This is a genomic window from Streptomyces sp. NBC_01116 (genome assembly GCF_041435495.1).
GTDB lineage: Bacteria > Actinomycetota > Actinomycetes > Streptomycetales > Streptomycetaceae > Streptomyces.
Genome location: NZ_CP108644.1, coordinates 5,579,751 through 5,606,479 on the forward strand (window position 1 = coordinate 5,579,751; position 26,729 = coordinate 5,606,479).

Genomic DNA, 26,729 nt, shown 5'->3' on the forward strand with positions numbered 1-26,729 from the left:
GTCTCTGTTCCGTACGCCTCTGTGCCGCACGGCCTTGTTCCGTACGTCCGGATGCCGCGCCCGTCGGTGGGGGACGGGCGCTGCTGTCAGTCCCCGACCATGATCGTGGTGAGGATCGCGGCGAGATGGCCCGGGTCGTTCACCCCGCACAGCTCGCGCGCCGAGTGCATCGACAGGCCGGGCACCCCGACGTCCACCGTGGTGACGCCGAGGCGGGCCGCCGTCAGCGGACCGATCGACGTACCGCAGGGCATCGCGTTGTTGGAGACGAACGGCTGCCAGGGCGCGCCGACCCGCTCGGCCGCCGCCCTGAACACGGCGATGCCGGTGGAGTCGGTGGCGTACCGCTGGTTGACGTTCACCTTGACCGTCGGGCCGCCGTTCGGGAGCGGGCGGTGGTCGGGGTCGTGCCGCTCCGTGTAGTTGGGGTGCACCGCGTGCGACATGTCGGCGGAGACGCAGAACGCGCCCGCCAGCGCCCGCGACCAGTCCTCGTCGCTGCCACCGCGCGCCGACACGGACCGCGACAGGATCCGCTCCAGCAGCGGGCTCTGCGCACCCGTCTCGGAACCGCTGCCGACCTCCTCGTGGTCGAAGGCGGCCAGCACCGGTACGAAGGAGGGCTGCGTGGTCCCCGTCGCCGCGTCCACCAGCGCGGTCACCCCGGCGTGCACCGAGACCTGGTTGTCCAGCCGGGGCGCCACCACGAACTCCCGGTCCACGCCCAGGTATCCCGGCGGCTGGATATCGTGCAGCATCAGGTCCCAGCCCAGCACGTCCGCCGGGTCCTCCCCGGCGGCCGACGCGACCCGGCGCAGCAGCTCGCCCTCCCGCGGGTCGCCCAGCGCCCAGATCGGCGCGATGTGCCGCTGCCGGTCCAGGGCCACGCCCTCGTTCACCGAACGGTCCAGGTGAATGGCCAACTGCGGCACCCGCAACAGGGGTTCGTCGATCTGCACCAGCCGGCTGCGCGGGACGCCGTCGGGGCCGCGCAGGGCGAGGCGGCCGGAGACGCCCAGGTCGCGGTCGAGCCAGGTGTTCAGCGGGACCCCGCCGTAGATCTCCACCCCGATCTGCCGCCACCCCGAATTCCCGGTGTCCGGAGCCGGTTTGATGCGCAGGTTCGGTGAGTCGGTGTGGGTGCCGACGATCCGGAACGGGGTGTGGGCGGGCGCGCCCTCGGGGACGTACCAGGCGATCAGCGCACCGGCGCGGCTGACGAAGCAGCCGCCGGTCGCTCCGGTCCAGTCGTCGGTGCCGCGCAGTTCGCGGAAGCCTGCCTTCTCCAGACGCTGGGCCGCACTGGCCACCACGTGGTACGGAGAAGGGCTGGCGGCGATGAAGGAGAGCAGGTCGTCGGTGTGGCTGCGGTGGGGGGCCGGAGTCATACGGCGTCCGCCTTTCCGGTGTTCGGCAGTGACTGGGAGGGTGACGGTCCGCCGGGCTGGTCGGGCCCGGCGCTCGCGCCCCCGGCGGAGCCTCCGGAGCCTCGGCCCGGCGGCCCCTGCCAGGGGCGCTCCCCGAGGAGTTCCCGCACCGGCCGGTCGGGCCGGGCGCTGAACTCCGCGAGCAGGTCGGTGTACGACGAGAGAAGGTCGTGGGCGGTCTCGTGGTCCCACAGGTCGGTGGAGAATTCCAGGAACGTTCGATAACCCTTCGCGGGGTCCCGGCGCGGCGCAAGCCCGAAGCACAGTTCGCTGCGGGAAAGCGGCGGTGCCAGATCGGCCACCTCGACCCGGAGCCCGGGGATCTCGATGTCCGTGTCGACGGAGTTCTGGAACGCCAGGACGTGCGGCACCCGGTCGGGGACGCTGACAGCGCCCGCGTCCCGCATCGCCTGCATGATGCGCGCGGTGGGAAGCACGTGCGCCATGGCACCGAGCGCGCCCGTGCCCGTACGGACCGCGAGCTCCGCGCACGTCTCGTCAAGATTGGCTGAATCCAGTCGTACGCGGACCATCACCGCGGTGGACGTCATCGCCACGAGCGACTCCGAAGCGGTGCCCTCGCGGTTGGCGTACGGCACGCTCAACAAGGTGTCCTCCTCTCCCGACAGCCGGGTCAGGAACACTCCGAGAGCCGCCGCCGCGACCGCGAACGAGGTGGTGCCCCGGTCGGCCGCCAGCTTCTCCACCGCCGCCCGCACCGCGCCCGTCGCGACCCCGCGCACCGTGTCCCCGTGGCCGCTCAGCTTCTGCGGACGGGGCCGGTCCGTCGGTACGGGGACGGCGGACGGCACCCCGTCCAGATAGCGGGCGCAGAACGCGGCCCGCTCCGCCTCGGCGGCGGGATCGTGCCGCTCCCGCTGCCACCGGGCGTACCCGGGCGCCTGCATCGCCGGGTCGGGCAGGCCGTGCGGGACGCCCGCGGCGGCGGCCGTGCAGAGCGCGGCGAGCTCCGAGAGCAGCACGGACAGCGACCAGCCGTCGGCGCAGATGTGGTGCAGGACGAACATCAGCTCCCAGCGGTCCTCCTCGACCCGCAGCAGCCGCGTCCGGGGCCGGAGCGACCGCCCCAGGTCGAACGGGGCCGCCGCGTCGGCCCGGCACAGGGCGTCCGCCCGGGGGCGCCGCTCGTCGGCGGGCAGCCCGGTCAGGTCCTCCACCGGCAGCGCCACCGGCTCCGCCGCCAGCACCTCCTGCCACCACGGCCCGTCCGGAGCCCCCTCCTGCGCGAACCTGGTCCGCAGCCCGTCGTGCCGGGCGACCAGCTCGGTCACGGCGGACCGCAGGGCCGCCGGGTCCAGCGCCCCGGTGAACGTGATGCGCGTCGGTACGTTCCACACGGCGGGGTCGGGCATGATGTGGTGCCCGGCGATCATCCGGGCCTGCTGGTCGCTGACGGGGGCGCGGTCGACGACGGAGACGACGCCCGTCTCCGGGCGGTCCGTGTCCGCGCCGCTCGTCTCCGGGTCGTCCGCTTCCGGGCGGTCCGTCAACTGCCCGGTCATGGCCCGCAGTGTGGCGTCGGCGAAGAGGTCCACCAGCGGGTAGTCGACTCCGAGCGTGTCCCGGACCCGGTTCACCAGGCGGATCGCGGCGATCGAATTGCCGCCCAGATCGAAGAAGTTGCTGTCGTCCGCGAAGCCGTGCACGCCGAGGACGGACTCCCAGACCTCGCGGAGGAGCGCGGCGGTGCCGGAGGCCGTCCGGGTGCCCGGCTCCGCTCTCTCCGGCTCCACCGCGTCCGGCTCCACCGCGTCCGGGGCCGGCATCGCGTCCAACCGCTCGTCCAGCTCGGCGAGATACCCCTCGGCCGTCGCCGCGTCGAACAGGTCCGCGTCGTAGCGCAGCCGCAGCCGCAGGCTCCCGTCCGGGACGTGGGTGGCCATCAGCGCCAGCTCCAGCGGCGCCGACTCCGTCCCGGCCGCCACCGCCTCCGCCCGCAGCCCGGGCAGGTCGATTCCGGCCAGCGCCGCCCGGTCCAGATCGACCGACACGGTCACCAGCGGGCGTGGATTCCCCGGGTCCGGGTGGACGGCCGCCAGGAGCGCGTCCAGGTCCACCCCGCTGTGCTCGTCCGCCGCGAACAGCGCCCGCCCGGTGGCCCGTACGGCCTCCGGCGACGGGGTCGCGTCGGTGGCGGACAGCGGCAACGGCAGCAGCGCCACATGGAACCCGACCGTGTCCGCCGTCGCGGCCGGCCGCCGCCCGAACGTCGTGCCCAGCAGGAACGCGTCCTGCCCCGACCGCCCGCGCAGCACCAGCTGCCAGGCCGTGCACAGCGTCGCGAACAGGGTGACGCCCTGCTGCCCGCTCCATTCCCGCAGCCGGTCCGCCCGCTCCCGGCCCACGGTCCGGGCCACCGCCCCGCCGCGCCCCGCCACCCGGCGGCCGCGCGGCCGGTCCGTCGGCAGGACCAGCACCGGCGGCCGGTCGCCCAGCGCCTCGCGCCACCAGGCCAGGTCGGCCGCGTCGCCCGAGGGCTCGGGGGCTGCCACGGTCGTTCCGGCGGGTCGCTCGAAGACCGGCGGGCGTCCGGCGCGGGCCGCCGTGTACAGCTCCCGGAGGTCCCCGGCGATCAGCGCGGCCGAGTGCGCGTCCGTGATGATGTGGTGCGTACCGAGCACCAGGACGTGGTCGTCCTCGGCCAGCCGGAGCAGCCGGGGCGTGAACAGCGGACCCGCGGCCAGGTCGTAGGCCCGGCCGCTCTCCTCGGCGAGCAGCGCCCCGATCGCCCGTCCGGCGTCCTGCCCCAGGGCGTCGGTCACCGTCAACGGGACGCGGAGCCCGTTCCGTACGACCTGGACGACGCCCGCCTCCTCGGCCCGGAACACCGTGCGGAGTCCCGCGTGCCGCTCGACCAGGCCGTCCACCGCCGTACGCAGCGCCGCCACGTCCAGCGGACCGCGCAGCCGTACGGCGCCCGTCTCGTTGTACGCCGCCGGGTTCTCCATCAGCCGCGCGGCCAGCCACAGCCGCCGCTGCGCCGAGGTGGCGGGCGCGACGGTGTCCGGAACCCGGGCAACCGGAACCCGGGCGTCCCGCTCCCGCTCCCGTTCCTGGGCGTCCCGTTCCCGGGTGTCCCGCTCCCGCGTCCGGCGGCGCAGCACGTCCAGGCGCTCCAGCCCCGACCGCAGCCGCTCCCGGTCCATCCCGAAGTCGACCAGGGCCGCGATCTCGTCCACCCCGGCCCCGTGCAGCGCGTCGACCAGCGGCGCGACGCTCGTCGGTGTGCCGATCAGCGCCCGCCGGTCGCAGTAGCGGTCGTACGCGCGGCGGAACAGATAGTCCAGGTCCTCCTCGCTCGCCGCCGCCACGTCCTCGCGCCGGGACCCCGTGGCGGTGGCCGCCGAGCGCATCAGCAGCGAGGACCGCAGATACCGCACCATCGGCTCCAGCGCCTCGGCCCGCGCGGTGGCGTGGTCGTCGCCGAGATACGTGTGCACCAGCACCGTCACCCGCCCGGCCGCCGGGTCGAGCCCGCACTCCGCACGCGTACGCCGGTACTGCGCGACGTTCGCCGCCAGCTCGTCCACGGTCTGGGTCATCAGGTTGGTGACGACCCCGAGGCCGCGCCGGGCCGCCTCCTCGTACGACGCCCGCTGCCCGGAGGTGGCCAGGAAGAACGGCGGCTCCTCCTGCACCGGGCGCGGCCGGATCCGGAGCTCCGCCTCCGCGCCCTCGCCCGTGCGCCGCCGCACCGCCTCTCCCCGCCACAGCCGGCGCACCTCGTCGAGGTGGTCGAAGGCGATCCGCCGCCGGTCCGCGAACCGGTCCGGGTGCAGGGCGAAGTCCCGGGCGTGCCAGCCGGTGGCGCAGCCGATGCCGACCCGGCCACCGGAGAGGTTGTCGACCACCGACCACTCCTCGGCGACCCGCACCGGATCGTGCAGCGGCAGCACCACCGAGCCCGCGTTGATCCGGACGCTCCCGGTCTCCCGCGCCACGGCGGCGGCGAGCACGGCGGGGTTCGGGAAGATCCCGCCGAAGGAGTCGAAGTGCCGCTCGGGCAGCCAGACGGAGGAGAAGCCGTGCTCGTCGGCGAAGCGCGCGGTCTCCAGGACGGTGTCGTACGCCTCCGGGATGCCGCTGCCGCTCCTCGCGGACCCGCCGCTGTCCGGGTAGTCGCCGAAGAAGTAGACGCCGAAGTCGGGTGCCGGACGACGTGCTTCGGCCCGCCCGACCGCGACCGGGCGGGCGGACCGGGGGAAGAACCCGCCGTCGCGCAGCTCCCGCAACGAGCCCTCGACCGCCTCCGCGACCCGGTTCACGTCCTCCTCCGTGTGGGCGGTGGAGAGATAGAAGCTGCGCCACTCCCACACGTACACGCCGCGCAGTTGGAGATGGTGGTAGAGCAACTCCAGGTCCGCACGGTGCCTGAAGCGGAACATTGACCCGAAGTGGGCCAGCTCCAGGGGGAATTCCTCGTCGCGGAAGAAGGCGTTGAGCCGGTCCGCGAGCGCCTGCGTGCGGGCGTTCAGCCCGCTCTGGAGCCCGGCCCCCCGCTCGGTGAGGTGACCGAGCACCGCGCGGGCCGCCGCCATCGACAGCGGATGCTGCATGTACGTGCCGCCGATGAACGTGGTCTCCCGCGAGGGCCCGCCGGGCTCCCCGTACCGCCAGAACCCGCCGTCCACCCCGTCGAGCAGATCCGCCCGCCCCGCCACCGCGCCGATCGGGAAGCCGGCCCCGAGCGCCTTGCCGTACGTGGCGAGGTCCGGCACCACCCCGAAGTGCTCCTGCGCACCGCGCGGGTGGGGGCGCAGCCCCGTCAGCATCTCGTCGAAGAGCAGCACGATGCCGCGGCGCGCGGTGAGTGCGCGCAGCGATCGGACGAACTCCACCGGCCGCAGGCCCGGGTTGCGGCACTGCACGGGCTCGACGAGCACGGCCGCGATGCCGTCGCCGAGGGCGTCGATCGTCTCCAGGGACTCCTGGGCCCCGTACTCCAGCACGATCAGCTCCGCCACCGCGCTGGCCGGGATGCCCCGGGAGACCGGCACCGCGTGCTGCCCGGGTCCGCCCGGCCGGCCGAGGACGGAGTCGATGTGCCCGTGGTACGAGCCCCGGAACATGACGATCTTGTCGCGCCCGGTCGCGGCGCGGGCCAGCCGGATCGCGGCCGAGTTCGCCTCCGTGCCGGACGAGGCGAAGGCGACCCGGTCCAGGCCGGTCAGCGAGGCGAGCAGCTCAGCGGCCTCCCCGGTGTCGGGGGACCGGGGGCCGAAGCGCAGCCCGTCGGAGAGGTGGCGGCGCACGGCGTCGGTGACGGGCTCCGCCTCGTGGCCCAGCAGCAGCGCGCCGAAGCCCATCGTGATGTCGGTGTAGGCGTTGCCGTCCACGTCGATGAGCCGGGAGCCGTGCGCCGAGCGGGCCGCGACCGGATAGAGCATCTCCTTGGTGGCGTCCCGGAACCCCACGACCGCGCGGCTGTCGGCGAGCACCGGACGGTGCCGCTGGGCCAGCTCCTTGGAGGTGCGGGTGCGCTCGGTGAACCGCCGGATCAGGGAGGCGGTGTGGGCCCGCTGGGCCTCGTCGGCTCCCGCCCCGGCCATCCCGCCCGCCGCGTCCACGACGAGACGGGGGCCGTGTGCGGCCTCCTCGGTGGTGGGCTTCGGACTCTTCGCAGGCACCTGGCCGCGGGCTTCCGCGAGCCGGGCGGTGAGCGCTCGGGACAGCTCGGCCGCCCGGGCCACGGCCTCGGCGGCCGCTTCGGCGGTGACGGCGGCGTCCGTTCCGGTTACGGCCCCCGCCACGGCCTGGGCGGATTCGGGTATCCCCGCGCTCATCGCCCGTCCGTCCCCGTGGCGCGGGCGGTCAGCAGCGCGACGGCCTCGGAGAGCTGGGTGAGCATGACGGCCTGGGTCTCGGCCAGTTGACGCAGCTGCTCGGACAGCGCGGCGACCTCGGCCCGGGTGGCGTACACCGGCCCGTCCGCGACCGGCGCGGGCGTGACCGGCTCGACCGCAGCAGGTGCCGGCGCCTTCGCCGCGGGCGCCGGCTCCACGACCGGCGGCGTCGTGGCGGGAGCCGCCCGCCCGGCTATCAGCGCCGCCGTCAGCCGGGGCGTGCCCGCCTCCTCCAGGACCTCCCGCATGCTGATCTCCGTGCCGAACTCGGCCTCCAGCTGCCGCACCATCCCGATGAGCTGGAGCGAGTCCGCGCCGAGGCCGATGAACGTGCGGTCGGCGGAGACCTCGTCCGGCCGGTGGCCGAGATGGCGTGCCGTCAGCTCCAGCACCCGGTCCAGTACGGCCTGTTCGGTCATGCGGTCCTCCGTCGAGCGTGGGGATGGGTGAGCGGCCCCGCCGACCGGGGCGGTCAGCTCCGTGAGCGAGGAGAGCGAGGTGAGCGGGCTGGGCGGGCTGAGCGGTGCCGGGGGCGTGTGCGGGACTGGGGGTGTGTACGGGACCGGGGGCGTGTGCGGGGCCGGGCCCCTCCAGTGGGACCGGCGCTGGAAGGGATACGTGGGCAGCCGGACGCGCCGGCCGCCGCACCGGTCGAGCAGCGCCGCCCAGTCCACCCCGGCCCCGGCGCAGTGCAGCGCGGCCACCGCCCGCTCCCACTGCCGCGTCGGTACGCAGACCGCGTCCGGCAGCGACCGGCGGACCATCCCCGTCAGCACGGCGGACGGGCCCAGCTCCAGCAGCGCCGGGGACCCGGCCAGCCGGTCCAGTACGGCGGCGAAGTCGGCCGTGCGGCGGGCCTGGGCGACCAGATGAGCGGCGTCCGGCCGCCACCCGGCGGGGCGGACCGTGCCGTCGGTACCGTCGACGAACTCCGTTCGCAACGGCCGGAGTTCCGCCTTGTCGGCCAGCACCCGGAAGTCCTCCAGGGCCGGGTCGAGCAGCGCCGTGTGGAAGGCCCGGTCCACCGCCAGTACCTCGTACGCCTCACCCCGCGCCGCCAGCAGCGTCCGTGCGGCGTCCACCGCCTCCGGTGGGCCGCCGAGCACGTGGTGCGCGGTGCCGTTGACCACGGCGAGCTCCAGCCCGGGGACGGCGTCCAGCAGCTCCCGCACCCGGGCCCGGGGGACGAACGCGGAGACCATCGCGCCCGGGGCCGCCCGCTCCAGCATCAGCCGCCCGCGCCCGCACACCAGCCGCATCGCCTCCTCGGTCTCCAGCGCCCCGGCCACGCACAGCGCCGCGTACGCGCCGACGCTGTGCCCGGCGACCCGGGCCGGAGTGATCCCGAGCCGCTCCCACAGCCGGGCCTGGGCGATCTGGAGGGCGAACAGGGCGGGCTGCGCGAACGCGGTGTCCCATCGCCCGGGTCCCTGCCCGCCGACGATCCGGTCCAGGAAGTCGTCCCGTCCGGTCTCCTCCGCGTACACCCGGGCGCAGCCGTCGAGCACCTCGGCCACCACCGGGAAGCGCGCGGCGAGTTCGGCGCCCATGCCCGGATGCCCGCCGCCCTGGCCGCTGAAGAGGAACACCGGCCGCCTCTCCCGTACGCCGTCGACGACGCCGGTCGTGTACGCCTCGCCCGCCGGGGCCCCGGACAGGAACGCGTCGAGACCGGCCACCGGGTCCGCGGCCGTGACGACCAGCCGGTGCGGCAGGAGCCGCCGCCCGAGCGCGGTGGTGGTCAGCAGATCGGCGGGGGAGGGGGGCGGCCCGGCCGCGAGACGGTCCCGCAGGGAGGCGGCGTACGCCCGCAGCGCGTCCCCGTCGGCGGCCGAGAGCGGCAGCAGCGCCGGCGCGGGCACATCGCCGGAGGACGGCGCGGTGCGCGGGGTCTCCGGCGCCTGTTCCAGGATCACATGAGCGTTCGTACCGCCCATGCCGATGGAGTGCACACCGGCTCGCCGCACCCCCGCCAGCGGCCAGGGCCCCTCCCGTAGCGGCAGCAGGAACGGGCTGTCGTCCACCGCCAGCGCCGGGTTGGGCCGGGAGAAGTTCACCAGCGGCGGGACCACCCCGTGCCGCAGCACCTCCACGGCCTTGATCAGCCCCGCCAGCCCCGCCGCGCTGTCCAGGTGGCCGATGGCCGGCTTCGTCGAGCCGAGCGCGCAGAAGCCGGTCCGGTCGGTGTGCGCGCGGAACGCCTCGGTCAGGGCCGCGAACTCGATCGGGTCGCCCTTCAGCGTGCCCGTGCCGTGGGCCTCCACATAGCCGATCGACGCCGCGTCCACCTCCGCCGCGCGTAGCGCCCCGAGCACCGCGTCCCGCTGCCCGGCGACCCCGGGGGCGGCGAACCCTCCCCTGCCCGCACGGTCGTTGGTCTCCTTGTCCGAGCCGTCGTTGGTGACCGCCGAGCCCAGGATCACCGCGTGCACGGTGTCGCCGTCGGCCAGCGCGCGTGCCAGCGGCTTGAGGAGGACGGCGGCGGCCCCGTTCCCCCCGACCGTGCCGTCCGCGTCCGCGTCGAAGGCCCGGACCGTGCCGGTGGGGGAGAGGGTGGAGCCCTTCACCGGGACCTGGCCGGTGACCTCCGGCAGATGCAGCGCGGCGGAGCCCACCAGCATCAGGTCCGCGTCCCCGGCGCGCAGCGCCTGGCAGGCCAGGTGCACCGAGACCAGGGCGCTGGAACAGGCCGTCGACACGGTCAGCGCGGGACCGGTCAGACCGAGCCGGAAGGCGGCCCGGGTGGCGGTGAAGTCGGGGTAGTTGCCGACCTGGACCTGCTTGGCGGTCATCCAGTCGCCCGAGCCGGCCTCCGCCGCCAGGTTCTCCGCGAGATAGCTGTGCAGCGAGTACAGGCGGTAGCCGGAGCTGCCGTACACCCCGATCCGTACGGAGCCGCCCGCGTAGTCCTCGCTGTTCGCGTGACGGCCTGCGCCGCCCGCGTAGCCCCCGTCCTCCAGGGCGTGGAAGCAGCACTCCAGGAACAGCCGCTGCTGCGGGTCGGTCAGCTCCGCCTCCCGCCCGCTCATCCCGAAGAACCCGGCGTCGAAGCCGTCCACGTCCGCCAGGAGCGCGCTCGCCCCGCCGAACCCCGGCCGCTCGTACTCCGCCGCCGGGACTCCCGCCGCGGCGAACTCGGCCCGGGTGAACCGGCGTACGTGACCGGCCCCCGCCCGGATGTCGCGCCAGTACGCCTCGGGGGTGTCAGCCCCCGGAAACCTCAGCGCCGTCCCGATCACCGCGATCCGGTCGTCCCTCAACGGCTTCTTCCTTTCGCAGCCCCGCACGCCCCGCCCGCTCCGCCCGCCGCACGCCCGCCACCCTCAGCAGGAACACCACGGCGACGACGATGGCGGCGCCGTGGGACCAGCCCACCACGGCCAGCGGGGAGAACCGGTCGAGGGCCGCCGCCACAAGGATCATGCCGACGCCGAAGCCGAGGTTCTCGAAAGTGGCCGAAAGACCGAAGGCGTGGCCGCGCAAGGTGGCCGGAAGTGTCTGGAGATGCGAGGTGTACGCGACCTCGGTGAGGCCGTCCGCGGCCCCCGCGATCAGCGCGATCACCGCGGTCGCGGCCAGCGGGAACCCGGCGAACGCCGCGATGAACGCCGCCGACATCACCACCGTGCCGTAGCCGAAACCGAGCGCTCCCACGGAGCGCCCGGTGCGCTGCGCGTACCGCTGGATCACCTGCTGGGCCCCGATGTTGCCCAGTGCCCACACACACCAGAACGCGGAGACGAACACCGCGGGGTTCGACGCGTCGAGCGAGGTGGAGTAGATCGGCAGCGCCGCGTTGTGGGACGAGGAACCGAACGCGTCGACCCCGCGCAGGGCCACCATCAGGCCCATCCCGGGTGCGGCGGCCAGCGCGAGGAAGGCCACGGGCCGCCGGCGCCTGCCGCCCTTCGCGGGCGGGGCGCCCGGGGCGTCCTTCCCGGCCCCGTCCGCCGCCCTGCCGTCCGCCCCCTTCGCGGCCCCGGACCCGCCCGCTCCCCTGCCTCCGGCGATCGGCAGCAGGGCCACCGTCACCGCGCACGCCACGAACGTCGCCATGTCGACCAGGAAGGCGGCGGTGTACCCGACGAGGGAGACCACCACGCCCGCCGAGGCGAACCCCGCCACCATCGCCAGCGAACGACCGGTGATCGAGAGGGAGTTGGCCCAGGCCCTGCGGTCCTCCCCGACCATCTCCGGGATCGAACTGCGCAACGCCACCATGAACAGCGTCCCGCACGCCCCGATCACCACCGAGACGGCCATCAGCGCCCCGGTCAGCAGACCGTCCGGCGCCAGGATGAGCACCAGCATGACGGCGCCCTGTCCGACATTCGCCCACAGCATGATGCTTTTCGCGCTGAAACGGGCGAGCAGACCGCCCACGACGAGACCGGCGACGAATCCGGAGGCGAGCCGCACCGCCATGAACAGACCCATGGCCAGCGCCCGGCCCGTCGTCTCGTAGACGAAGAGATTCAGCGCCACCATATTCAGGAATGTGCCGTAGGAAGACACCGCGTATCCGGCGACGAGGAATCGAAAACGCCGCTCGGAGACCGCCGTGTCCCGGTTCTTCCGGGCGCCGCCGTCCGCCTCGTCCGTTTTCGGCCCGTCCGCGTTGTCGATTCCAGATGTCACCCGGACATACTCGTCGAGGGCGGGCGCCGGACGGGGGACTCCCGAGTGCACAAAGGTAATCTGCATCCTTGTGAAGGACGATCATCCCCCCTCACCGGTATGTGATTGCCGTGAATCACCCTCGGACCGGTCGATACCGGAACAACCCTGCGAGGCGGCGCTCGCGGCCTATCGCCGTGCGCTGTCGGAGGGCGGCCTCCGGACCGGCGCCGCGCCCCCCTGCCTGCTGTCCCTGCACCTGATGGTGGCCGACCAGGAGTCGCCCGGCTACCTCATCCCCGTACCGCCGGAGACCGCCTCCTTCGCAGCGCTCGCCCCGATCGAGGAGGCGATCGTCGAGCAGCGCCGCACCCTGCGCTCCGCCCGCGCGACCCTCGCCGCCTTCGAGGGCCTCTACACCGAGATGAACCGGCAGGAACGCCCCGCCCTCACCCGGCTCTCCGGCGCGGCCGTCATCGGCAAGGCCCTGGACGCCGGGGTCAGCGGCTGCCGCGCCGAGGTCCGCACCGCCCATCCCGGCGGCGGACGCCCCGCCCACGTCCTGGAGCAGTCGCTCCCGCGCGACCTGGGCAACCTGCGCCGCGGCATCCGGCAGCGCACCCTCTACCAGCACACCGTCCGCTCGGACCGCACCACGCTCGCCTACATCGAGCAGGTGACCGCCGAAGGCGCCGAGATCAGGACCCTGGCCGAGGTCGTGGACCGGTTCATCGTCTTCGACCGGGACCTCGCCCTCATCCCGTTCTCCGACGAGCCGCACGCCGCGCTGCGCGTCCAGCACCCGTCACTGGTCCGCTTCCTGGTCCGCCACTTCGACGAGGCGTGGTCCCGCGCGGTCCCGGTCCGGCCCGAACGCGCGCCGCTGCGCACCCCCGTCGTCACCTCCGACCTCCAGCGCGCCATCCTCCAGGCCGTCGTCAACGGCGAGACGGACGCCGCCATCGCCCGCCGGATCGGCATGAGCCGCCGCAGCGTCGCCGAGCACATGCGCAAGGTCTCCGAGCAGCTGGGCAGCAACAGCCGGGCGCAGCTGGGGTATCTGGTCGCGACCTCGGGCCTGCTGGACGGCCGATGACGCACGGGAGGGCCCGTCCGCGCGGACGGGCCCTCCCGGTCACTTCCGCGGGGCGGGGGTCAGCCGAGCCCCGGCCCCCGTACCGGAATGCTGGTGAACGTCGGAGCCGGGGCGGGCTCGGTGAAGAAGTCGTTGCCCTTGTCGTCGACGACGACGAACGCGGGGAAGTCCTCGACCTCGATGCGCCAGACCGCCTCCATGCCGAGCTCCTCGTACTCGACGACCTCGACCTTCTTGATGCAGTCCTGCGCGAGGCGGGCGGCGGGGCCGCCGATCGAGCCGAGGTAGAAGCCGCCGTGCGCGTCGCAGGCGTCGGTGACCTGTTTGCTGCGGTTGCCCTTGGCGAGCATCACCTTGGAGCCGCCCGCCGCCTGGAACTGCTCGACGTAGGAGTCCATCCGGCCGGCCGTCGTCGGGCCGAAGGAGCCGGAGGCGTACCCCTCGGGCGTCTTCGCCGGGCCCGCGTAGTACACCGGGTGGTCCTTCAGGTACTGCGGCATCTCCTCGCCCGCGTCCAGCCGCTCCTTGATCTTGGCGTGGGCGATGTCGCGGGCCACGACCAGCGGACCGGTCAGCGAGAGGCGGGTCTTGACCGGGTACTTGGTCAGCTCGGCCAGCACCTCGTCCATCGGCCGGTTGAGGTCGATCTCCACGACGTCCCCGCCCGCCCCGTCGAGGTGCTCGTCGGTGGTGTCGGGGAGGAAGCGCGCCGGGTCCTTCTCCAGCTGCTCCAGGAAGACGCCCTCGGCGGTGATCTTCGCGGTGGCCTGGCGGTCGGCCGAGCAGGAGACGGCGATGGCGACGGGCAGCGAGGCCCCGTGCCGGGGCAGCCGCACCACGCGCACGTCGTGGCAGAAGTACTTGCCGCCGAACTGGGCGCCGATCCCGATCCGCTGCGTCAGCTCGAAGACCTTCTCCTCCAGCTCCTTGTCCCGGAAGCCGTGCCCGGTGGGCGAGCCCTCGGCGGGCAGCTCGTCCAGGTAGTGCGCGGAGGCGTACTTGGCGGTCTTCAGCGCGAACTCCGCCGACGTGCCGCCGACCACGATCGCCAGGTGGTACGGCGGGCAGGCCGCGGTCCCCAGCGAACGGATCTTCTCCTCCAGGAACTTCATCATGGAGGCCTCGTTGAGGACGGCCTTCGTCTCCTGGTAGAGGAACGACTTGTTGGCCGAGCCGCCGCCCTTCGCCATGAAGAGGAACTTGTACGCGCCGCCGTCGGTGGCGTACAGCTCGATCTGGGCCGGGAGGTTGGAGCCGGTGTTCTTCTCGTCCCACATGGTCAGCGGGGCCATCTGCGAGTAGCGCAGATTGAGCTTGGTGTACGCGTCGTAGATCCCGTGCGACAGGGCCTCCTCGTCACCGCCCTCGGTCAGCACGTTCTGCCCGCGCTTGCCCATGACGATCGCCGTACCGGTGTCCTGGCACATCGGCAGCACGCCCGCGGCGGCGATGTTCGCGTTCTTCAGGAGGTCCAGCGCCACGAACTTGTCGTTGGAGGACGCCTCCGGGTCGTCGACGATCCGCCGCAGCTGGGCCAGGTGGGCCGGGCGCAGGTAGTGCGAGATGTCGTGCATCGCCTCGGCGGCCAGCGTGCGCAGCGCCCCCGGGTCGACCTTGAGGAACGTCCGGCCGTCGGCCTCGAAGGTGGAGACACCCTCGGCCGTCACCAGACGGTACGGCGTGGTGTCCTCCCCCAGGGGGAGCAGATCGGAGTACGCAAACTCTGCCATGACGGCCATTCCTCACTCGGCGACGGCGGCTGACCTCCCTCGGGCAGCGCATCCACCAGGGTAGAGCGCCCCCTCCTGAGGGTTCCTGTGAGGTAAGGCTCACCTAGGGCCGTTCGTCTGGATCATGTCGGGCTCGCGGGCCCCGGTGCGCGCTCCCCCAAGCTCTCGGCTTCGCTCGAGCAGGGAGGGACCCCCTCCGGCGTTGTCGTCGGTCGCCCATGCTCCGCGGTGACTCTCTCCTCCGCCTTGCAGCCGCACGCACCGGACCCCGCTCCCTGATCCGACCTGATCCAGACGAAAGACCCTGGACGCCGCCGCAGGGCGGTGCGCGGGGCCGGGGCGCGCCGGTTTGAGGGGTAGTCGCGATCTATCGCGTTTGGGTACGCTGGGCCGGTGGACCTAGAGAAGCAGCCTCAGCAGCCCCTCGCACCGGCCGTCCCGCCGCCCGCCGAAGTCCTGGACGGCGATGACATCCGCGCCTCCGACGCCGACCGTGACCGGATCGCCGACATCCTGCGGGAGGCGATGGCCGAGGGCCGTCTGACGGCGGACGAGCACGCGGAGCGGATCGACCTGGTCTACCGGGCCAAGACCGTCGGCGAACTCCAGCCGATGGTCCGCGACCTGCCCGCGTCCTCGGGGCCCACGGTCCGCCCGGACTCCCAGCCGTACGTCTACGGCCCCGAGAGCCCCGAGGGTCCCGCGGAGAACCTCGTCGCGGTCTTCAGCAGCGCCACCCGCAAGGGCCGTTGGCGGGCCGGCGGCCGGACGAACGCCTTCGCGCTGTTCGGCAGCGTGGAGATCGACCTGACCGAAGCGCTTTTCGGCCAACGCTTCACCGTTATCAATGCGACGTCCATCTTCGGCAGCGTCGACATCCGGGTGCCGGAGAACATTTCCCTGCGCGGCAACGGCACGGGCGTCTTCGGCGGCTTCGAAGTGCGGACGCTCGAATCGGCGGACCCGGAAGCACCGGTCGTCGTGGTCAACGGCTATTCCGTGTTCGGGTCCGTGGAAGCCAGGCCGAAGCGGGGGAAGTTCGTCGCGGACCTCCAGCGGCGGGTGCGCAAGCATCTCGGCCACTGAATACGGCGGGGCGCACGGCCTCCGGTAATCAGCGCCGAATCGGCCAGAATGCCGTGGGGGCGCATTGCGGTGCGCCGCGCGCTGGGGCCACGCAGTGCATAGGCGTACGCACAGCGGGTAGGGAATGCTGCATCGACTCTCGCTCGCGAAGCCGTAGCCGTCGTCAGGAGTAGACCGTGCTGCAACCGCCGCATCAGCCTCTGCAGGTCGCCGCCGTTCCGGCCCAGCGGACCCCCGCCCGGGAGGACGACGCGGGCCCCTGGCATTCCGATGCGGCCTGCCGCCGCGACGAGGCGGGCCTGTTCTTCGCCCCGTCGAAGGAACCGACCGCTGCCCGGCTGGCCCGCGAGGAGGCCGCCAAGCGGGTCTGCGCCCGGTGTCCGGTGATGGTGGACTGTCGCGAGCACGCGCTGATGCAGCCCGAGCCGTACGGGGTGTGGGGCGGCCTCACCGCCGCGGAGCGCCGGGTGGCGCTGGCCCGGCGACGGCGGAGGGACATCGAGCTCACGGCCGCTGCGACGAAGGCCGAGCACATAGCCGCGGCGGGCTGAACGCGCCCGCGTGCAGGGGATCCGCGTACGAGATCCGCGCGTACGAGATCCGCGTGTACGGGAGAGGGGTGCGGGGAGCGATGGTCCGCTCCCCGCACCCCTCTCCGGTCCCGCAGTCGGCTACTTCGCCCGGTCGAAGTCGATGGCGCTGTAGGCGCGCAGCTTCGACAGGCGGTGGGTCGAGGAGATCGACCGGATCGTGCCGGACTTGGACCGCATCACGATCGACTCGGTGGTCGCCGTCTCCGCGCGGTACCGCACACCGCGCATCAGCTCACCGTCGGTGATCCCCGTCGCCACGAAGAACACGTTGTCGCCGCTGACCAGGTCGTCGGTCGACAGCACCCGGTCCAGGTCGTGACCCGCGTCCAGGGCCCGCTGCCGCTCCGCCTCGTCCTTGGGCCAGAGCTTGCCCTGGATGACGCCGCCGAGGCACTTTATGGCGCACGCCGAGATGATGCCCTCGGGCGTCCCGCCGATGCCCATGAGCAGGTCGACGCCGGTGCCCTCGCGGGCCGCCATGATCGAGCCCGCGACGTCGCCGTCGGAGATGAACTTGATCCGCGCGCCCGTCTCCCGGATCTCCTTGACGATGCCCTCGTGCCGGGGCCGGTCCAGGATGACGACGGTGACGTCCTCGGGCATGGAGTTCTTCGCCCGCGCCACACGCCGGATGTTGACCGACACGGGCGCGTTGATGTCGACGAAGTCCGCCGCCTCGGGCCCCGTCACCAACTTGTCCATGTAGAAGACCGCGGACGGGTCGAACATCGCGCCCCGGTCGGCCGCCGCCAGCACGGCGATGGCGTTCGGCATGCCCTTGGCGTTGAGCGTGGTGCCGTCGATCGGGTCGACCGCGATGTCGACCTCGGCGCCGGTGCCGTCGCCGACCCGTTCGCCGTTGAACAGCATGGGCGCTTCGTCCTTCTCGCCCTCGCCGATGACGACGACGCCGTTCATCGAGACGGTCGAGACGAGGGTCCGCATGGCCTTCACGGCGGCGCCGTCGGCGCCGATCTTGTCGCCGCGGCCCACCCAGCGCCCGGCGGCCATGGCGGCGGCCTCGGTGACCCGGACCAACTCCAGGGCCAGGTTGCGGTCGGGGGCCTCCGGGGAGACCTCCAGTTGGGACGGCAGATGATGCTCGGACATCGGAGCGCACCTTTCTGTACGGCGACGACCGGATATGAGGGTGCTGTGACTCTATCGGTAGGTCGATAAAATGAGCAGGCCGGGTCACGCATGAGCGCCTCCGGCGTCGCGGTCGACAGCGGCACCCTGCGGCCGGGCGTGTCAGGCCGCGTGCCACCATGGATCCCGTGGCAAGCAAGCGAGGCAAGCAGACAGTCCGGGACATGATCCTGTCGACCTTGGTGATCGCCGCCTGCGCGGGCGTCATCTACCTGTTCATCCCGAAGGACGAGCACGCCGATCCGATCAAGGCCGTCGACTTCACCGTCGAGCTGGCGACGGTGCGGACCGCCGCCCCTTACCCCGTGGCCGCGCCCGAGGGCCTGCCGAAGGAGTGGAAGGCGACCTCCGTCAGGTACGACGACGCCGCGGGCAAGGCCTGGCACCTGGGCTTCCTCGACGCGGACCGCAGGTACGTCGCGGTCGAGCAGTCCACCGCCGCCGCGGGTACGTACGTCCCCGAGGTCAGCCGGAAGGCCAAGGACACCGGGCGCACCGAGACGGTGGCCGGCCAGGAGTGGCAGTACTGGGAGGGCGCGAAGTACGACGCCCTCGTCCTGCCCGGGAAGGGCCACACCACGGTGGTGACCGGCTCGGCGCCGAAGGAGAGCCTGGTCGAGATGGCCGCCGCGCTGAAGACGACACCGCCCGCCGCGCCGGCTTCCTGACGCACGGCCGCGCCGGCTTCCTGGAGTACGGCCCGCGCCTGCTTCCTGAGGCGCGGCCCGCTCCGGACCACGGACGCGAAGGGGCCCCGGAACACCTGGTGTTCCGGGGCCCCTTCGCGTGTGACGGGACTCAGACGGTCGTGACGACCTCGTCGAAGGAGAGGCGCGGGCTGCGCGGGAACCAGGCGTCCTCGCCCGGCTTGCCGATGTTGACGACCATCAGCGGGGCGTGGTCGTCGTCCAGGAACTCCTTCTGGATGCCCGCGGCGTCGTAGCCGGTCATCGGGCCGGCGGCCAGGCCGGCGGCGCGGACGCCGATGATGAAGTAGGCGGCCTGGAGCGCGGCGTTGAGGACGGCGGCCGACTCGCGGACCGGGCGCTCCGAGAAGAACATGTCCTTGGCCTGCGGGAAGTGCGGGAGCAGCGCCGGGAGCTCCTCGTGGAACTCGTTGTCGGCGGCGAGGATCGCGACCAGCGGGGCCGTGGAGGTCTTCGGCCGGTTGCCCTCGGCCATGTGCTGCACCAGGCGCTCGCGACCCTCGGCGGAGCGGACCAGGACGACGCGCAGCGGCGACTGGTTGAAGGCGGTCGGCCCGAACTTGACCAGGTCGTAGATCGCCTGGACCTGCTCGTCGGTCACCGGCTCGTCGGTGAAGGTGTTGGCGGTACGGGCCTCACGGAAGAGGAGGTCCTGGGCGGCGGGGTCGAGAACGAGGGACATCTGGTGCAAACCTTCCGGACGTGCGCGGTGGGGAGAAGACCCGAACGTACGCCAGAAATAGGTTAACTTTCAACTAAAGCTGGCCGGGAGTGATCCACTGCACAGTACATCGGTCTTGTGCGACCGTCCCGGGTCTGACGCCGACCGGCCACCCCGGGACGTCCCCGCGCGTGGGACGTCCCCGCGCCGCCCACCACCGCGTCACCGCTGCGCCGTCGTTGCACGCCCTGGGCGGTCGCTCAGCCCTGCTCGTCCTCCTGGGGCCGGGCCAGGGCCGCGTCCAGCCGGGCACGGGCGCCCTCCAGCCAGTGCCGGCAGACCTTCGCCAGCTCCTCGCCCCGCTCCCACAGGGCCAGCGACTCCTCCAGCGTCGTGCCGCCCGCCTCCAGCCGGCGTACGACCTCGATCAGCTCGTCCCGCGCCTGCTCGTAGCCGAGCGTGCCCGTGGCGGCAGCCGCCGTCGTCCCGTCGTCGTCCGTCATGTGATCCACCCTAAGCGTGAGCTGTTACGAGCCTGTGGGCGCTGTCGCCCCTGCGACACGGCCGCCCGGCCGCACCGTTTCCCGCTTCCTCCGGCCTCACCCGTCCACCCGCACGGTGAACTCGCCCTCCGACACCCGCGCCCGCAGCGGCTCGCCGGGCGCCCCGGCCTCCTCGGGGGAGCGGACCACATGCCCGTCGGGCCGCTGGAGCACGGCGTATCCCCGCTCCAGGGTCGCGGCCGGCGACAGCGAGACGACCCGGGCGAGCGTGTGCGACAGCTCCGAATCGGCCCGGTCCAGCAGATGGCCCAGCACCCGGCGGCTGCGCCCGAGGAGCGCGTCCACCTCCGCCTCGCGCTCGTCCACCAGCCGGTGGGGCCGCTCCATCGCGGGGCGGCCGAGCGCGTGCGCGAGCCCGCGCTCCTCGCGGTCCAGCAGCCCCCGTACGGTCCGCAGCGCCCGGTCCCGCAGCTGCTGCACCCGCTCCAGCTCCTCGCCCACGTCGGGGACGACCTTCTTGGCCGCGTCCGTGGGCGTGGAGGCACGCAGATCGGCGACCAGGTCCAGCAGCGGCGAGTCGGGCTCGTGGCCGATCGCGGAGACCACCGGCGTACGGCAGGCGGCCACGGTCCGGATCAGCTGCTCGTCGGAGAACGGCAGCAGATCCTCGACGCTGCCGCCGCCCCGGGCCACCACGATCACATCGACCTCGTCCAGCGCGTCCAGCTCCTCGACCGCCTGCACCACCTGGGCGACCGCGTTCACCCCCTGCACGGCGGTGTTGCGGACCTCGAAGCGCACGGCGGGCCAGCGACGGCGGGCGTTCTCCAGCACATCGCGCTCGGCGGCGGAAGCACGCCCGCAGACCAGCCCGACGAGCTGCGGGAGGAACGGCAGCGGCTTCTTGCGGTCCAGGGCGAAGAGCCCCTCGGCGGCGAGCGACTTCTTCAGCTGCTCCAGCCGCACGAGCAGCTCGCCGATACCGACCGGCCGTATGTCCGTCGCCCGCAGCGACAACTGCCCCCGGGGCGCGTACCACTCGGGCTTGGCCAGCACGACGACGCGCGCGCCCTCCGTCACCACATCGGCGATCCGGTCGAAGACCTGCCGGAAACAGGTCACGCTCACCGAGATGTCATGGGACGGATCGCGCAGCGTCAGGAAGACGACCCCGGCGCCCGGCCGTCGCGACAGCTGGGTGATCTGCCCCTCCACCCAGATGGCGCCGAGCCGGTCGATCCACCCGCCGATGAGCCGGGACACCTCACCGACGGGCAGCGGCGCTTCCGCGGACGTGTTGAGAGCCATACGGGCGAGCGTATCGGCAGCCACCGACAGGACCCCAGCCCCGCGCGGAGGACTGAGGCCACGCACCGCACGAAGCCCCGAAGCGGTAGGGAGGTACAGCGGTACGGGGCCCGAAGCGGTACGGGCGCGAAGCCGAACGGAACACGCTCCCGTAGGAGGAGAAGTTCTTGGGAGAGGCCCGTGGGAAAGGTCCGTCGGAGACGTCCTACGGGACCGGGGTCTCCTTCGCCGGGCCACCTGGGCCACCCGGGCCACCCGGGCCCTCCATACCGCCGCGGTGGCCCGTGCCCTGCACCGCCAGCACCACCAGCCCCACCCCGAGCCAGCAGAGGCCCACGACCTGGGAGGACGTCGTCGCCTCCACGATGACCGCGACCAGCACTCCCGCGCCGACCACCGGCACGAGCACATGCCGCCACCACACCGGCGGCCCCTCCATCCGGCGTACGGCGAACCAGCCGACCACCGACGCGTGCAGCAGGATGAACGCCGTCAGCGCGCCGATGTCCACCACGGAGACCAGATGGTCGAGGCCGTCGTCGCGCCGGGCCGCCCACACGGCGGCCACCAGCGTCACGATCGCCGCGCACAGGATCGCCACCCGCGGCACGCCCGACGACGGGTCGACCCTCGCGAGGAAGTGCGGCAGGCGACGCTCACGGGCCATCGCGAAGACGAGCCGCCCGGCGGCGGCCTGCCCCGCCAGTGCGGCGAACGCGGCGCCGATCGCCTTGCTGACCGCCACCAGGTCGTGCAGCCAGGTCCCCACCGAGGCGTCCACCGCGTCGTAGAACGCCGACCCCTGCGCCGCCGGATCCGCCGCCAGCTCCGCCGAGCTCACCGGCTCCAGCAGCGCCGCCAGATACGACTGCGCCACGAACAGGACACCGGCCAGCACCAGACAGAACAGCACCGCCCGCGCCACCTTCTGCGAGCCGCCCGTCACCTCCTCGGCGAACGAGGCGATGGCGTCGAAGCCCAGATACGAGAGCACGGCGATCGACACGGCCCCCAGCACCGCCGTCATGGAGAACCCGGAGTCACCGGTCAGCGGAGTCAGCCAGCCGCGCTGCGCCCCGTCCCGTACGAGGACGACCACGGCCGAGACCACGAAGACGAGCAGCACCACGATCTCCATGGCCAGCACCGCGAAGCCGACCCGGGCGGCCGCCCGTACGCCCCACAGGTTGAGCAGGGTGGTCACCAGCACCGCGATCGCGGTCCACACCCACCGCGAGACCTCCGGGACCAGGGCGTTCATCGCGATCCCGGAGAAGAGGTAGGCGACGGCCGGGATCAGCAGGTAGTCGAGCATGGCCATCCACCCGGCGATGAACCCCGGCCCTTCCCCGAGCCCCTTGCGGGCATACGTGAAGACCGAACCGGCGAAGGGGGCGACCCGCACCATCTGGGCGTAGCTGAAGGCGGTGAACCCCATGACCACCGTGGCCACCACGTAGACGAGCGCGACCGCGCCGTCGGACTTCGCGTCCAGGGTGCCGAACACCCCGACAGGGGCCATCGGGGCGATGAAGAGGAGCCCGTAGACGACCAGATCCCGGAATCCCAGCGTCCGCCGCAGCTTGCCCGGTCCCGTACTGCTGCCCGCCCCGCCGCCCGCCCCACTGCCCGAACCGGGCCCTGTCCCGTTGCCCGAACCGCTCTCCGGCACCGACGTCATCGCCCCTCCATCACCATCCGTCATTCCTCACGAACGCACCGCGACCAGTCTCCCGATCCGGCCGTCCTCGCGCCTGTTCGCCACGGCCTTACGATGGGACGCATGACTGCAACTCCTGCCCGCCGTGTCCTGCTCGCCGCTCCCCGTGGCTACTGCGCGGGCGTGGACCGTGCCGTGATCGCCGTCGAGAAGGCCCTGGAGCAGTACGGGGCCCCGATCTACGTGCGCCACGAGATCGTGCACAACAAGTACGTCGTGCAGACCCTGGAGAAGAAGGGTGCGATCTTCGTGGACGTCACCGCGGAGGTGCCCGAGGGCTCCATCGTGATGTTCTCCGCGCACGGAGTCGCGCCCACCGTCCACGCGGAGGCCGCCGAGCGCAAGCTCGCCACCATCGACGCGACCTGCCCGCTGGTCACCAAGGTCCACAAGGAAGCCGTCCGGTACGCCAAGGAGGACTACGACATCCTCCTGATCGGCCACGAGGGGCACGAGGAGGTCATCGGCACCTCCGGCGAGGCCCCCGACCACATCACGCTGGTCGACGGCCCCGAGGACGTCGCGAACGTCACGGTCCGCGACGAGTCGAAGGTCGTCTGGCTCTCCCAGACCACCCTGTCCGTCGACGAGACGATGGAGACGGTCGACGCCATCAAGGCGAAGTTCCCCAACCTCCTCTCGCCGCCCAGCGACGACATCTGCTACGCCACGCAGAACCGCCAGATCGCGGTGAAGAAGCTCGCCGAGGACGCCGAACTGGTCATCGTGGTCGGCTCCAAGAACTCCTCGAACTCCATCCGCATGGTCGAGGTCGCCCTGGACGCCGGAGCCCCCGCCGCCCACCTGGTCGACTTCGCCGACGAGATCGACGAGGCATGGCTGGAGGGCGTGACCACGGTCGGCCTGACCTCCGGCGCCTCCGTCCCGGACGTCCTCGTCGACGGCGTCCTGGAATGGCTCCAAGAGCGCGGTTACGCGGACGTGGAGACGGTGAAGACGGCCGACGAGTCGATCACCTTCTCCCTCCCCAAGGAGCTGCGGCGCGACCTGCGCGCCGAGGCCGCCGCCCTTTCCGCCGAGTAGCCGGGCACGGGGCCCGGCCTGCCCGTACCGTGGGTTCCATGGAGATCTTCGGCGTGGACATCGGCGGATCCGGGATCAAGGGCGCTCCCGTGGACCTGGACCGCGGAGACCTGGCGCGGGAGCGCCACAAAGTGCTGACACCGCACCCGGCCACGCCCAAGGGCGTGGCCGACGGTGTGGCCGAGGTCGTCGGCCATTTCGACTGGACGGGTCCCGTCGGCATCACCTTCCCCGGGGTCGTCACGGACGGCATCACGCGCACCGCGGCCAATGTCGACAAGGGCTGGATCGACACGGACGCCCGCACCCTGCTCAGCGAGCGGATCGGTCAGCCCGTCACCATCCTGAACGACGCGGACGCGGCAGGGGTCGCGGAGATGACCTTCGGCGCGGGCAAGGGCCGCGCGGGCACGGTCATCATGCTGACCTTCGGAACGGGCATCGGCAGCGCGGTCTTCACCGACGGCCGGCTCGTCCCCAACACCGAGCTGGGCCACCTGGAACTGCACGGCCACGACGCGGAGAAACACGCCTCCACGAAGGCCAAGGAGGACGAGGACCTCAGCTGGCAGCACTGGGCGCACCGGGTCCAGAAGTACCTGCTGCACGTGGAGATGCTGTTCTCGCCCGAGCTGTTCATCATCGGCGGCGGGGTGAGCCGGAAGGCGGAGAAGTTCCTGCCGCTGATCGAGAAGGTCCGGGCCGAGATGGTGCCGGCCCAGCTCCAGAACAACGCGGGCATCGTGGGAGCGGCGATGGCTGCGGCGGACCAGACGCACGACCGGAGCGGCTGAGCGGCCGGACGGAACACGGGCCTGCGCCGGCAGGGACACCGGCCGCGGGTACCGAAAGCGGCAGCGACGGCGGCGCGGGCACCGGCAGCGACCACGAGGACCGACCGAGAACCGGTCGGAGCCGGCTCAGCGCTGCTCGGAGCCGCCCTTGGGTGCTCAGGGCTGCTGAGGACGGCGGGCGACCGCGCCCGCGCCGCCCGCCCCGGCCCGTACGGGCTTCGAGGCAGCGGCAGCGGAAGGGGCAGCGGACGAGGCGGCCGCCCGGGGAGCCCGCTCCGGGCCGGCGCCGCGCCCCTGGGCCAGCACGTACCGCCGCCGGGCCCGCATCTGGCGCACCTTGCGCACGGAGGCGATGAGCCCCGCGATCAGCGTCCCGCCGTACAGCCAGCCGGCGTGCACGGCGAGGGCGGTGACGAGGCCCATGATCTGCCCGCCGAGGCCTTCGGAGCCCCCGGAGATGGGAAACACCCCGACGGCGAAGGCGATGGGCACGCTGATCGGCGCCGTGACCAGATCGGCGGGCCGGACCCAGAGGGCGGTCAGTGCGCTGACGGGCAGGAAGAGCAGCCCGTAGACGAGCTCGGAGCTGTCGAACAGCAGCCGGTCGACGCAGGCGAGCACGAACATCGTGAGGGCGGCGAACAGCCCGGCCCCGATCCCGGTGAGCCGGGGGTTGGGGAACCGCCGCAGTGCGAGAACCACGGGGGGCACACTGCGCACCCGCACCCGGTACACGGCGGAACTCTCACCGGCGGGACCGCCCGGCGCGGGCGGGGCGGGCGCGGCCTGCGAGGGCTGCCGGCGCTGCGGGGGACGTGTCCTGTGCTGCTCCACCTGTACAACGTAGGTCGCGGAGGGCGGGGAATCAGGCGTTGGACACGCGCTTTGGCCGACCTTGGCGTTGCGTTCGATGTCACACGGTCAAAAGGCCCACTGTTCGGGCCGGGGGAGGGGACCGTGAAACCGCACTGTCCGGGCCCGCGGAGCAGCCCCGTAAACTGGAGAATCGGTCCCACTCCGGGACTCGGCTGCCCCGGCCCGAACCGCCGAGCCGGACCCGGACGCCCCTCCTCACTCCAGGAAGTCGCCAAAGTGTCGCTCACGATCGGAATCGTCGGTCTGCCGAATGTCGGCAAGTCGACCCTGTTCAACGCCCTGACCAAGAACGACGTGCTGGCGGCCAACTACCCGTTCGCCACGATCGAGCCGAACGTCGGCGTGGTCGGCGTCCCGGACCCGCGCCTGAACAAGCTCGCGGAGATCTTCAGCTCCCAGCGGCTCCTCCCGGCGACGGTGGACTTCGTCGACATCGCCGGCATCGTCCGGGGCGCTTCGGAGGGCGAGGGCCTGGGCAACAAGTTCCTCGCGAACATCCGCGAGTCCGACGCGATCTGCCAGGTCATCCGGGCCTTCAAGGACGAGAACGTCGTCCACGTCGACGGCAAGGTCTCGCCGAAGGACGACATCGAGACGATCAACACCGAGCTGATCCTCGCCGACCTCCAGTCCGTCGAGAAGGCGGTCCCGCGCCTGACGAAGGAATCCCGCCTCCAGAAGGAGAAGGTCGCGGTCCTCGCCGCGGTCGAGGAGGCCCAGAAGATCCTGGAGTCCGGCCAGACGCTGTTCGCGGCGGGCATCACGGCGTCCACCGAGAAGGGCCGCCTCCTCCACGAGCTGCACCTGCTCACCGTCAAGCCGTTCCTGTACGTCTTCAACGTCGACGAGGACGAGCTGGTCGACGAGGACTTCAAGAACGAGCAGCGCGCCCTGGTGGCCCCCGCCGAGGCGATCTTCCTGAACGCCAAGATCGAGTCCGAGCTGATCGAGCTCGACGACGACGAGGCCCTCGAACTGCTCCAGTCGATGGGCCAGGAAGAGCCCGGCCTCGCCACCCTCGGCCGCGTCGGCTTCGAGACCCTGGGCCTCCAGACCTACCTCACGGCAGGTCCGAAGGAAGCCCGCGCGTGGACCATCAAGAAGGGCGCCACGGCCCCGGAGGCGGCCGGTGTGATCCACACCGACTTCCAGAAGGGCTTCATCAAGGCGGAGATCGTCTCCTTCGCCGACCTGGTGGAGACCGGCTCGGTCGCCGAGGCCCGCGCCAAGGGCAAGGCCCGTATGGAGGGCAAGGACTACGTCATGCAGGACGGGGACGTGGTGGAGTTCCGCTTCAACGTGTAGCGGGTGACGTAGCTCCACGTCGCTGATCTGGCAAACGTGCAGGTCAGGGAGGGTCCGACTCTTCGGAGTCGGGCCCTTGGTTTTTCCCCGTGCTGGGATCGTGCCGGGATGGGATGAGAAGCCCGTGCTGGGTTTCGGCCCCTGCGCTGCCCAATGCGGGGGCGGGCGGGGGAGGCTCCGTCTGCACGCCCGCCGCAGCGCGTAGCAAGTCGAAGACATCGCGCCGTGTCACCGGTGTGATCCTTGCTG

Annotated in this window: 18 protein-coding genes; 7 read left to right on the forward strand and 11 right to left on the reverse strand. The window is 72.6% G+C overall.

All coding sequences use genetic code 11. The features are described from left to right. Nucleotides 1–86: 86 nt before the first annotated feature. From OG245_RS24690 to OG245_RS24705, 4 genes are read right to left on the reverse strand one after another with little or no spacing between them, the layout of a single operon-like run. Nucleotides 87–1,388 (reverse strand): M18 family aminopeptidase, encoded by a 1,302-nt coding sequence (locus OG245_RS24690; protein WP_371625631.1) that lies wholly within the window; start codon nucleotides 1,386–1,388, stop codon nucleotides 87–89. After that, the gene (locus OG245_RS24695) at nucleotides 1,385–7,231 is read right to left on the reverse strand and encodes a MupA/Atu3671 family FMN-dependent luciferase-like monooxygenase (RefSeq protein WP_371625632.1); all 5,847 of its coding nucleotides are present in this window, start codon (nucleotides 7,229–7,231) and stop codon (nucleotides 1,385–1,387) included. The genes OG245_RS24690 and OG245_RS24695 overlap by 4 nt, the downstream gene beginning before the upstream one ends. After that, the gene (locus OG245_RS24700; RefSeq protein ID WP_371625633.1) at nucleotides 7,228–10,551 is read right to left on the reverse strand and encodes a type I polyketide synthase; all 3,324 of its coding nucleotides are present in this window, start codon (nucleotides 10,549–10,551) and stop codon (nucleotides 7,228–7,230) included. Before OG245_RS24700 ends, OG245_RS24695 begins: the two co-directional genes overlap by 4 nt. After that, a complete protein-coding gene (locus tag OG245_RS24705; protein ID WP_371625634.1) occupies nucleotides 10,496–11,929 on the reverse strand; it encodes an MFS transporter in 1,434 nt (477 codons plus the stop codon). Before OG245_RS24705 ends, OG245_RS24700 begins: the two co-directional genes overlap by 56 nt. 70 nt (nucleotides 11,930–11,999) lie before the next feature. Between OG245_RS24705 and OG245_RS24710 the strand changes: the two genes are divergently transcribed. Beyond that, nucleotides 12,000–13,004 carry a LuxR C-terminal-related transcriptional regulator gene (locus OG245_RS24710; RefSeq protein ID WP_371625635.1) on the forward strand — a complete coding sequence of 335 codons (1,005 nt, stop codon included), beginning with the start codon at nucleotides 12,000–12,002 and terminating at the stop codon, nucleotides 13,002–13,004. Between the two features lie 59 nt (nucleotides 13,005–13,063). Here the strand turns inward: OG245_RS24710 and OG245_RS24715 are convergent, their stop codons facing one another. Next, nucleotides 13,064–14,734, reverse strand: coding sequence for a fumarate hydratase (locus tag OG245_RS24715; protein WP_371625636.1), 1,671 nt, complete (start codon nucleotides 14,732–14,734; stop codon nucleotides 13,064–13,066). Nucleotides 14,735–15,127: 393 nt separating this feature from the next. Between OG245_RS24715 and OG245_RS24720 the strand changes: the two genes are divergently transcribed. Both OG245_RS24720 and OG245_RS24725 read left to right on the forward strand, forming a co-directional pair. After that, nucleotides 15,128–15,820 (forward strand): DUF1707 domain-containing protein, encoded by a 693-nt coding sequence (locus tag OG245_RS24720; RefSeq protein WP_371625637.1) that lies wholly within the window; start codon nucleotides 15,128–15,130, stop codon nucleotides 15,818–15,820. Between the two features lie 176 nt (nucleotides 15,821–15,996). After that, nucleotides 15,997–16,371 carry a WhiB family transcriptional regulator gene (locus OG245_RS24725; RefSeq protein WP_371625638.1) on the forward strand — a complete coding sequence of 125 codons (375 nt, stop codon included), beginning with the start codon at nucleotides 15,997–15,999 and terminating at the stop codon, nucleotides 16,369–16,371. Between the two features lie 120 nt (nucleotides 16,372–16,491). On the opposite strand, the gene glpX is transcribed toward OG245_RS24725, so the two are convergent. Further along, entirely contained in the window at nucleotides 16,492–17,523 is a 1,032-nt protein-coding gene (gene glpX / locus OG245_RS24730) for a class II fructose-bisphosphatase (protein ID WP_361874329.1), read from the reverse strand. A 158-nt stretch (nucleotides 17,524–17,681) separates the two neighbouring features. On the opposite strand from glpX, the gene OG245_RS24735 reads away from it, so the two are divergent. Beyond that, entirely contained in the window at nucleotides 17,682–18,230 is a 549-nt protein-coding gene (locus OG245_RS24735) for a DUF4245 domain-containing protein (protein WP_371625639.1), read from the forward strand. Between the two features lie 130 nt (nucleotides 18,231–18,360). Here the strand turns inward: OG245_RS24735 and OG245_RS24740 are convergent, their stop codons facing one another. From OG245_RS24740 to OG245_RS24755, 4 genes are all read right to left on the reverse strand, one after another. After that, nucleotides 18,361–18,951 carry a malonic semialdehyde reductase gene (locus OG245_RS24740; protein WP_215106895.1) on the reverse strand — a complete coding sequence of 197 codons (591 nt, stop codon included), beginning with the start codon at nucleotides 18,949–18,951 and terminating at the stop codon, nucleotides 18,361–18,363. A gap of 239 nt (nucleotides 18,952–19,190) precedes the next feature. Then, entirely contained in the window at nucleotides 19,191–19,433 is a 243-nt protein-coding gene (locus OG245_RS24745; protein ID WP_371625640.1) for an exodeoxyribonuclease VII small subunit, read from the reverse strand. Nucleotides 19,434–19,529: 96 nt separating this feature from the next. Beyond that, on the reverse strand, nucleotides 19,530–20,741 hold the full coding sequence (gene xseA / locus OG245_RS24750; RefSeq protein ID WP_371625641.1) for an exodeoxyribonuclease VII large subunit: 1,212 nt from the start codon (nucleotides 20,739–20,741) through the stop codon (nucleotides 19,530–19,532). 205 nt (nucleotides 20,742–20,946) lie between these two features. Further along, nucleotides 20,947–22,422 (reverse strand): APC family permease, encoded by a 1,476-nt coding sequence (locus OG245_RS24755; protein ID WP_371625642.1) that lies wholly within the window; start codon nucleotides 22,420–22,422, stop codon nucleotides 20,947–20,949. A gap of 93 nt (nucleotides 22,423–22,515) precedes the next feature. On the opposite strand from OG245_RS24755, the gene OG245_RS24760 reads away from it, so the two are divergent. Further along, nucleotides 22,516–23,505 carry a 4-hydroxy-3-methylbut-2-enyl diphosphate reductase gene (locus OG245_RS24760; RefSeq protein WP_371625643.1) on the forward strand — a complete coding sequence of 330 codons (990 nt, stop codon included), beginning with the start codon at nucleotides 22,516–22,518 and terminating at the stop codon, nucleotides 23,503–23,505. A 38-nt stretch (nucleotides 23,506–23,543) separates the two neighbouring features. Beyond that, nucleotides 23,544–24,299 carry a polyphosphate--glucose phosphotransferase gene (gene ppgK / locus OG245_RS24765; RefSeq protein WP_371625644.1) on the forward strand — a complete coding sequence of 252 codons (756 nt, stop codon included), beginning with the start codon at nucleotides 23,544–23,546 and terminating at the stop codon, nucleotides 24,297–24,299. Nucleotides 24,300–24,455: 156 nt separating this feature from the next. Here ppgK and OG245_RS24770 read toward each other — a convergent pair whose 3' ends face one another. Then, a complete protein-coding gene (locus tag OG245_RS24770) occupies nucleotides 24,456–25,034 on the reverse strand; it encodes a DUF6542 domain-containing protein (protein ID WP_371627984.1) in 579 nt (192 codons plus the stop codon). A 357-nt stretch (nucleotides 25,035–25,391) separates the two neighbouring features. Here OG245_RS24770 and ychF point away from each other — a divergent pair, with 357 nt between their 5' ends. Continuing rightward, entirely contained in the window at nucleotides 25,392–26,480 is a 1,089-nt protein-coding gene (gene ychF, locus OG245_RS24775; protein ID WP_205083994.1) for a redox-regulated ATPase YchF, read from the forward strand. Nucleotides 26,481–26,729 lie beyond the last annotated feature (249 nt).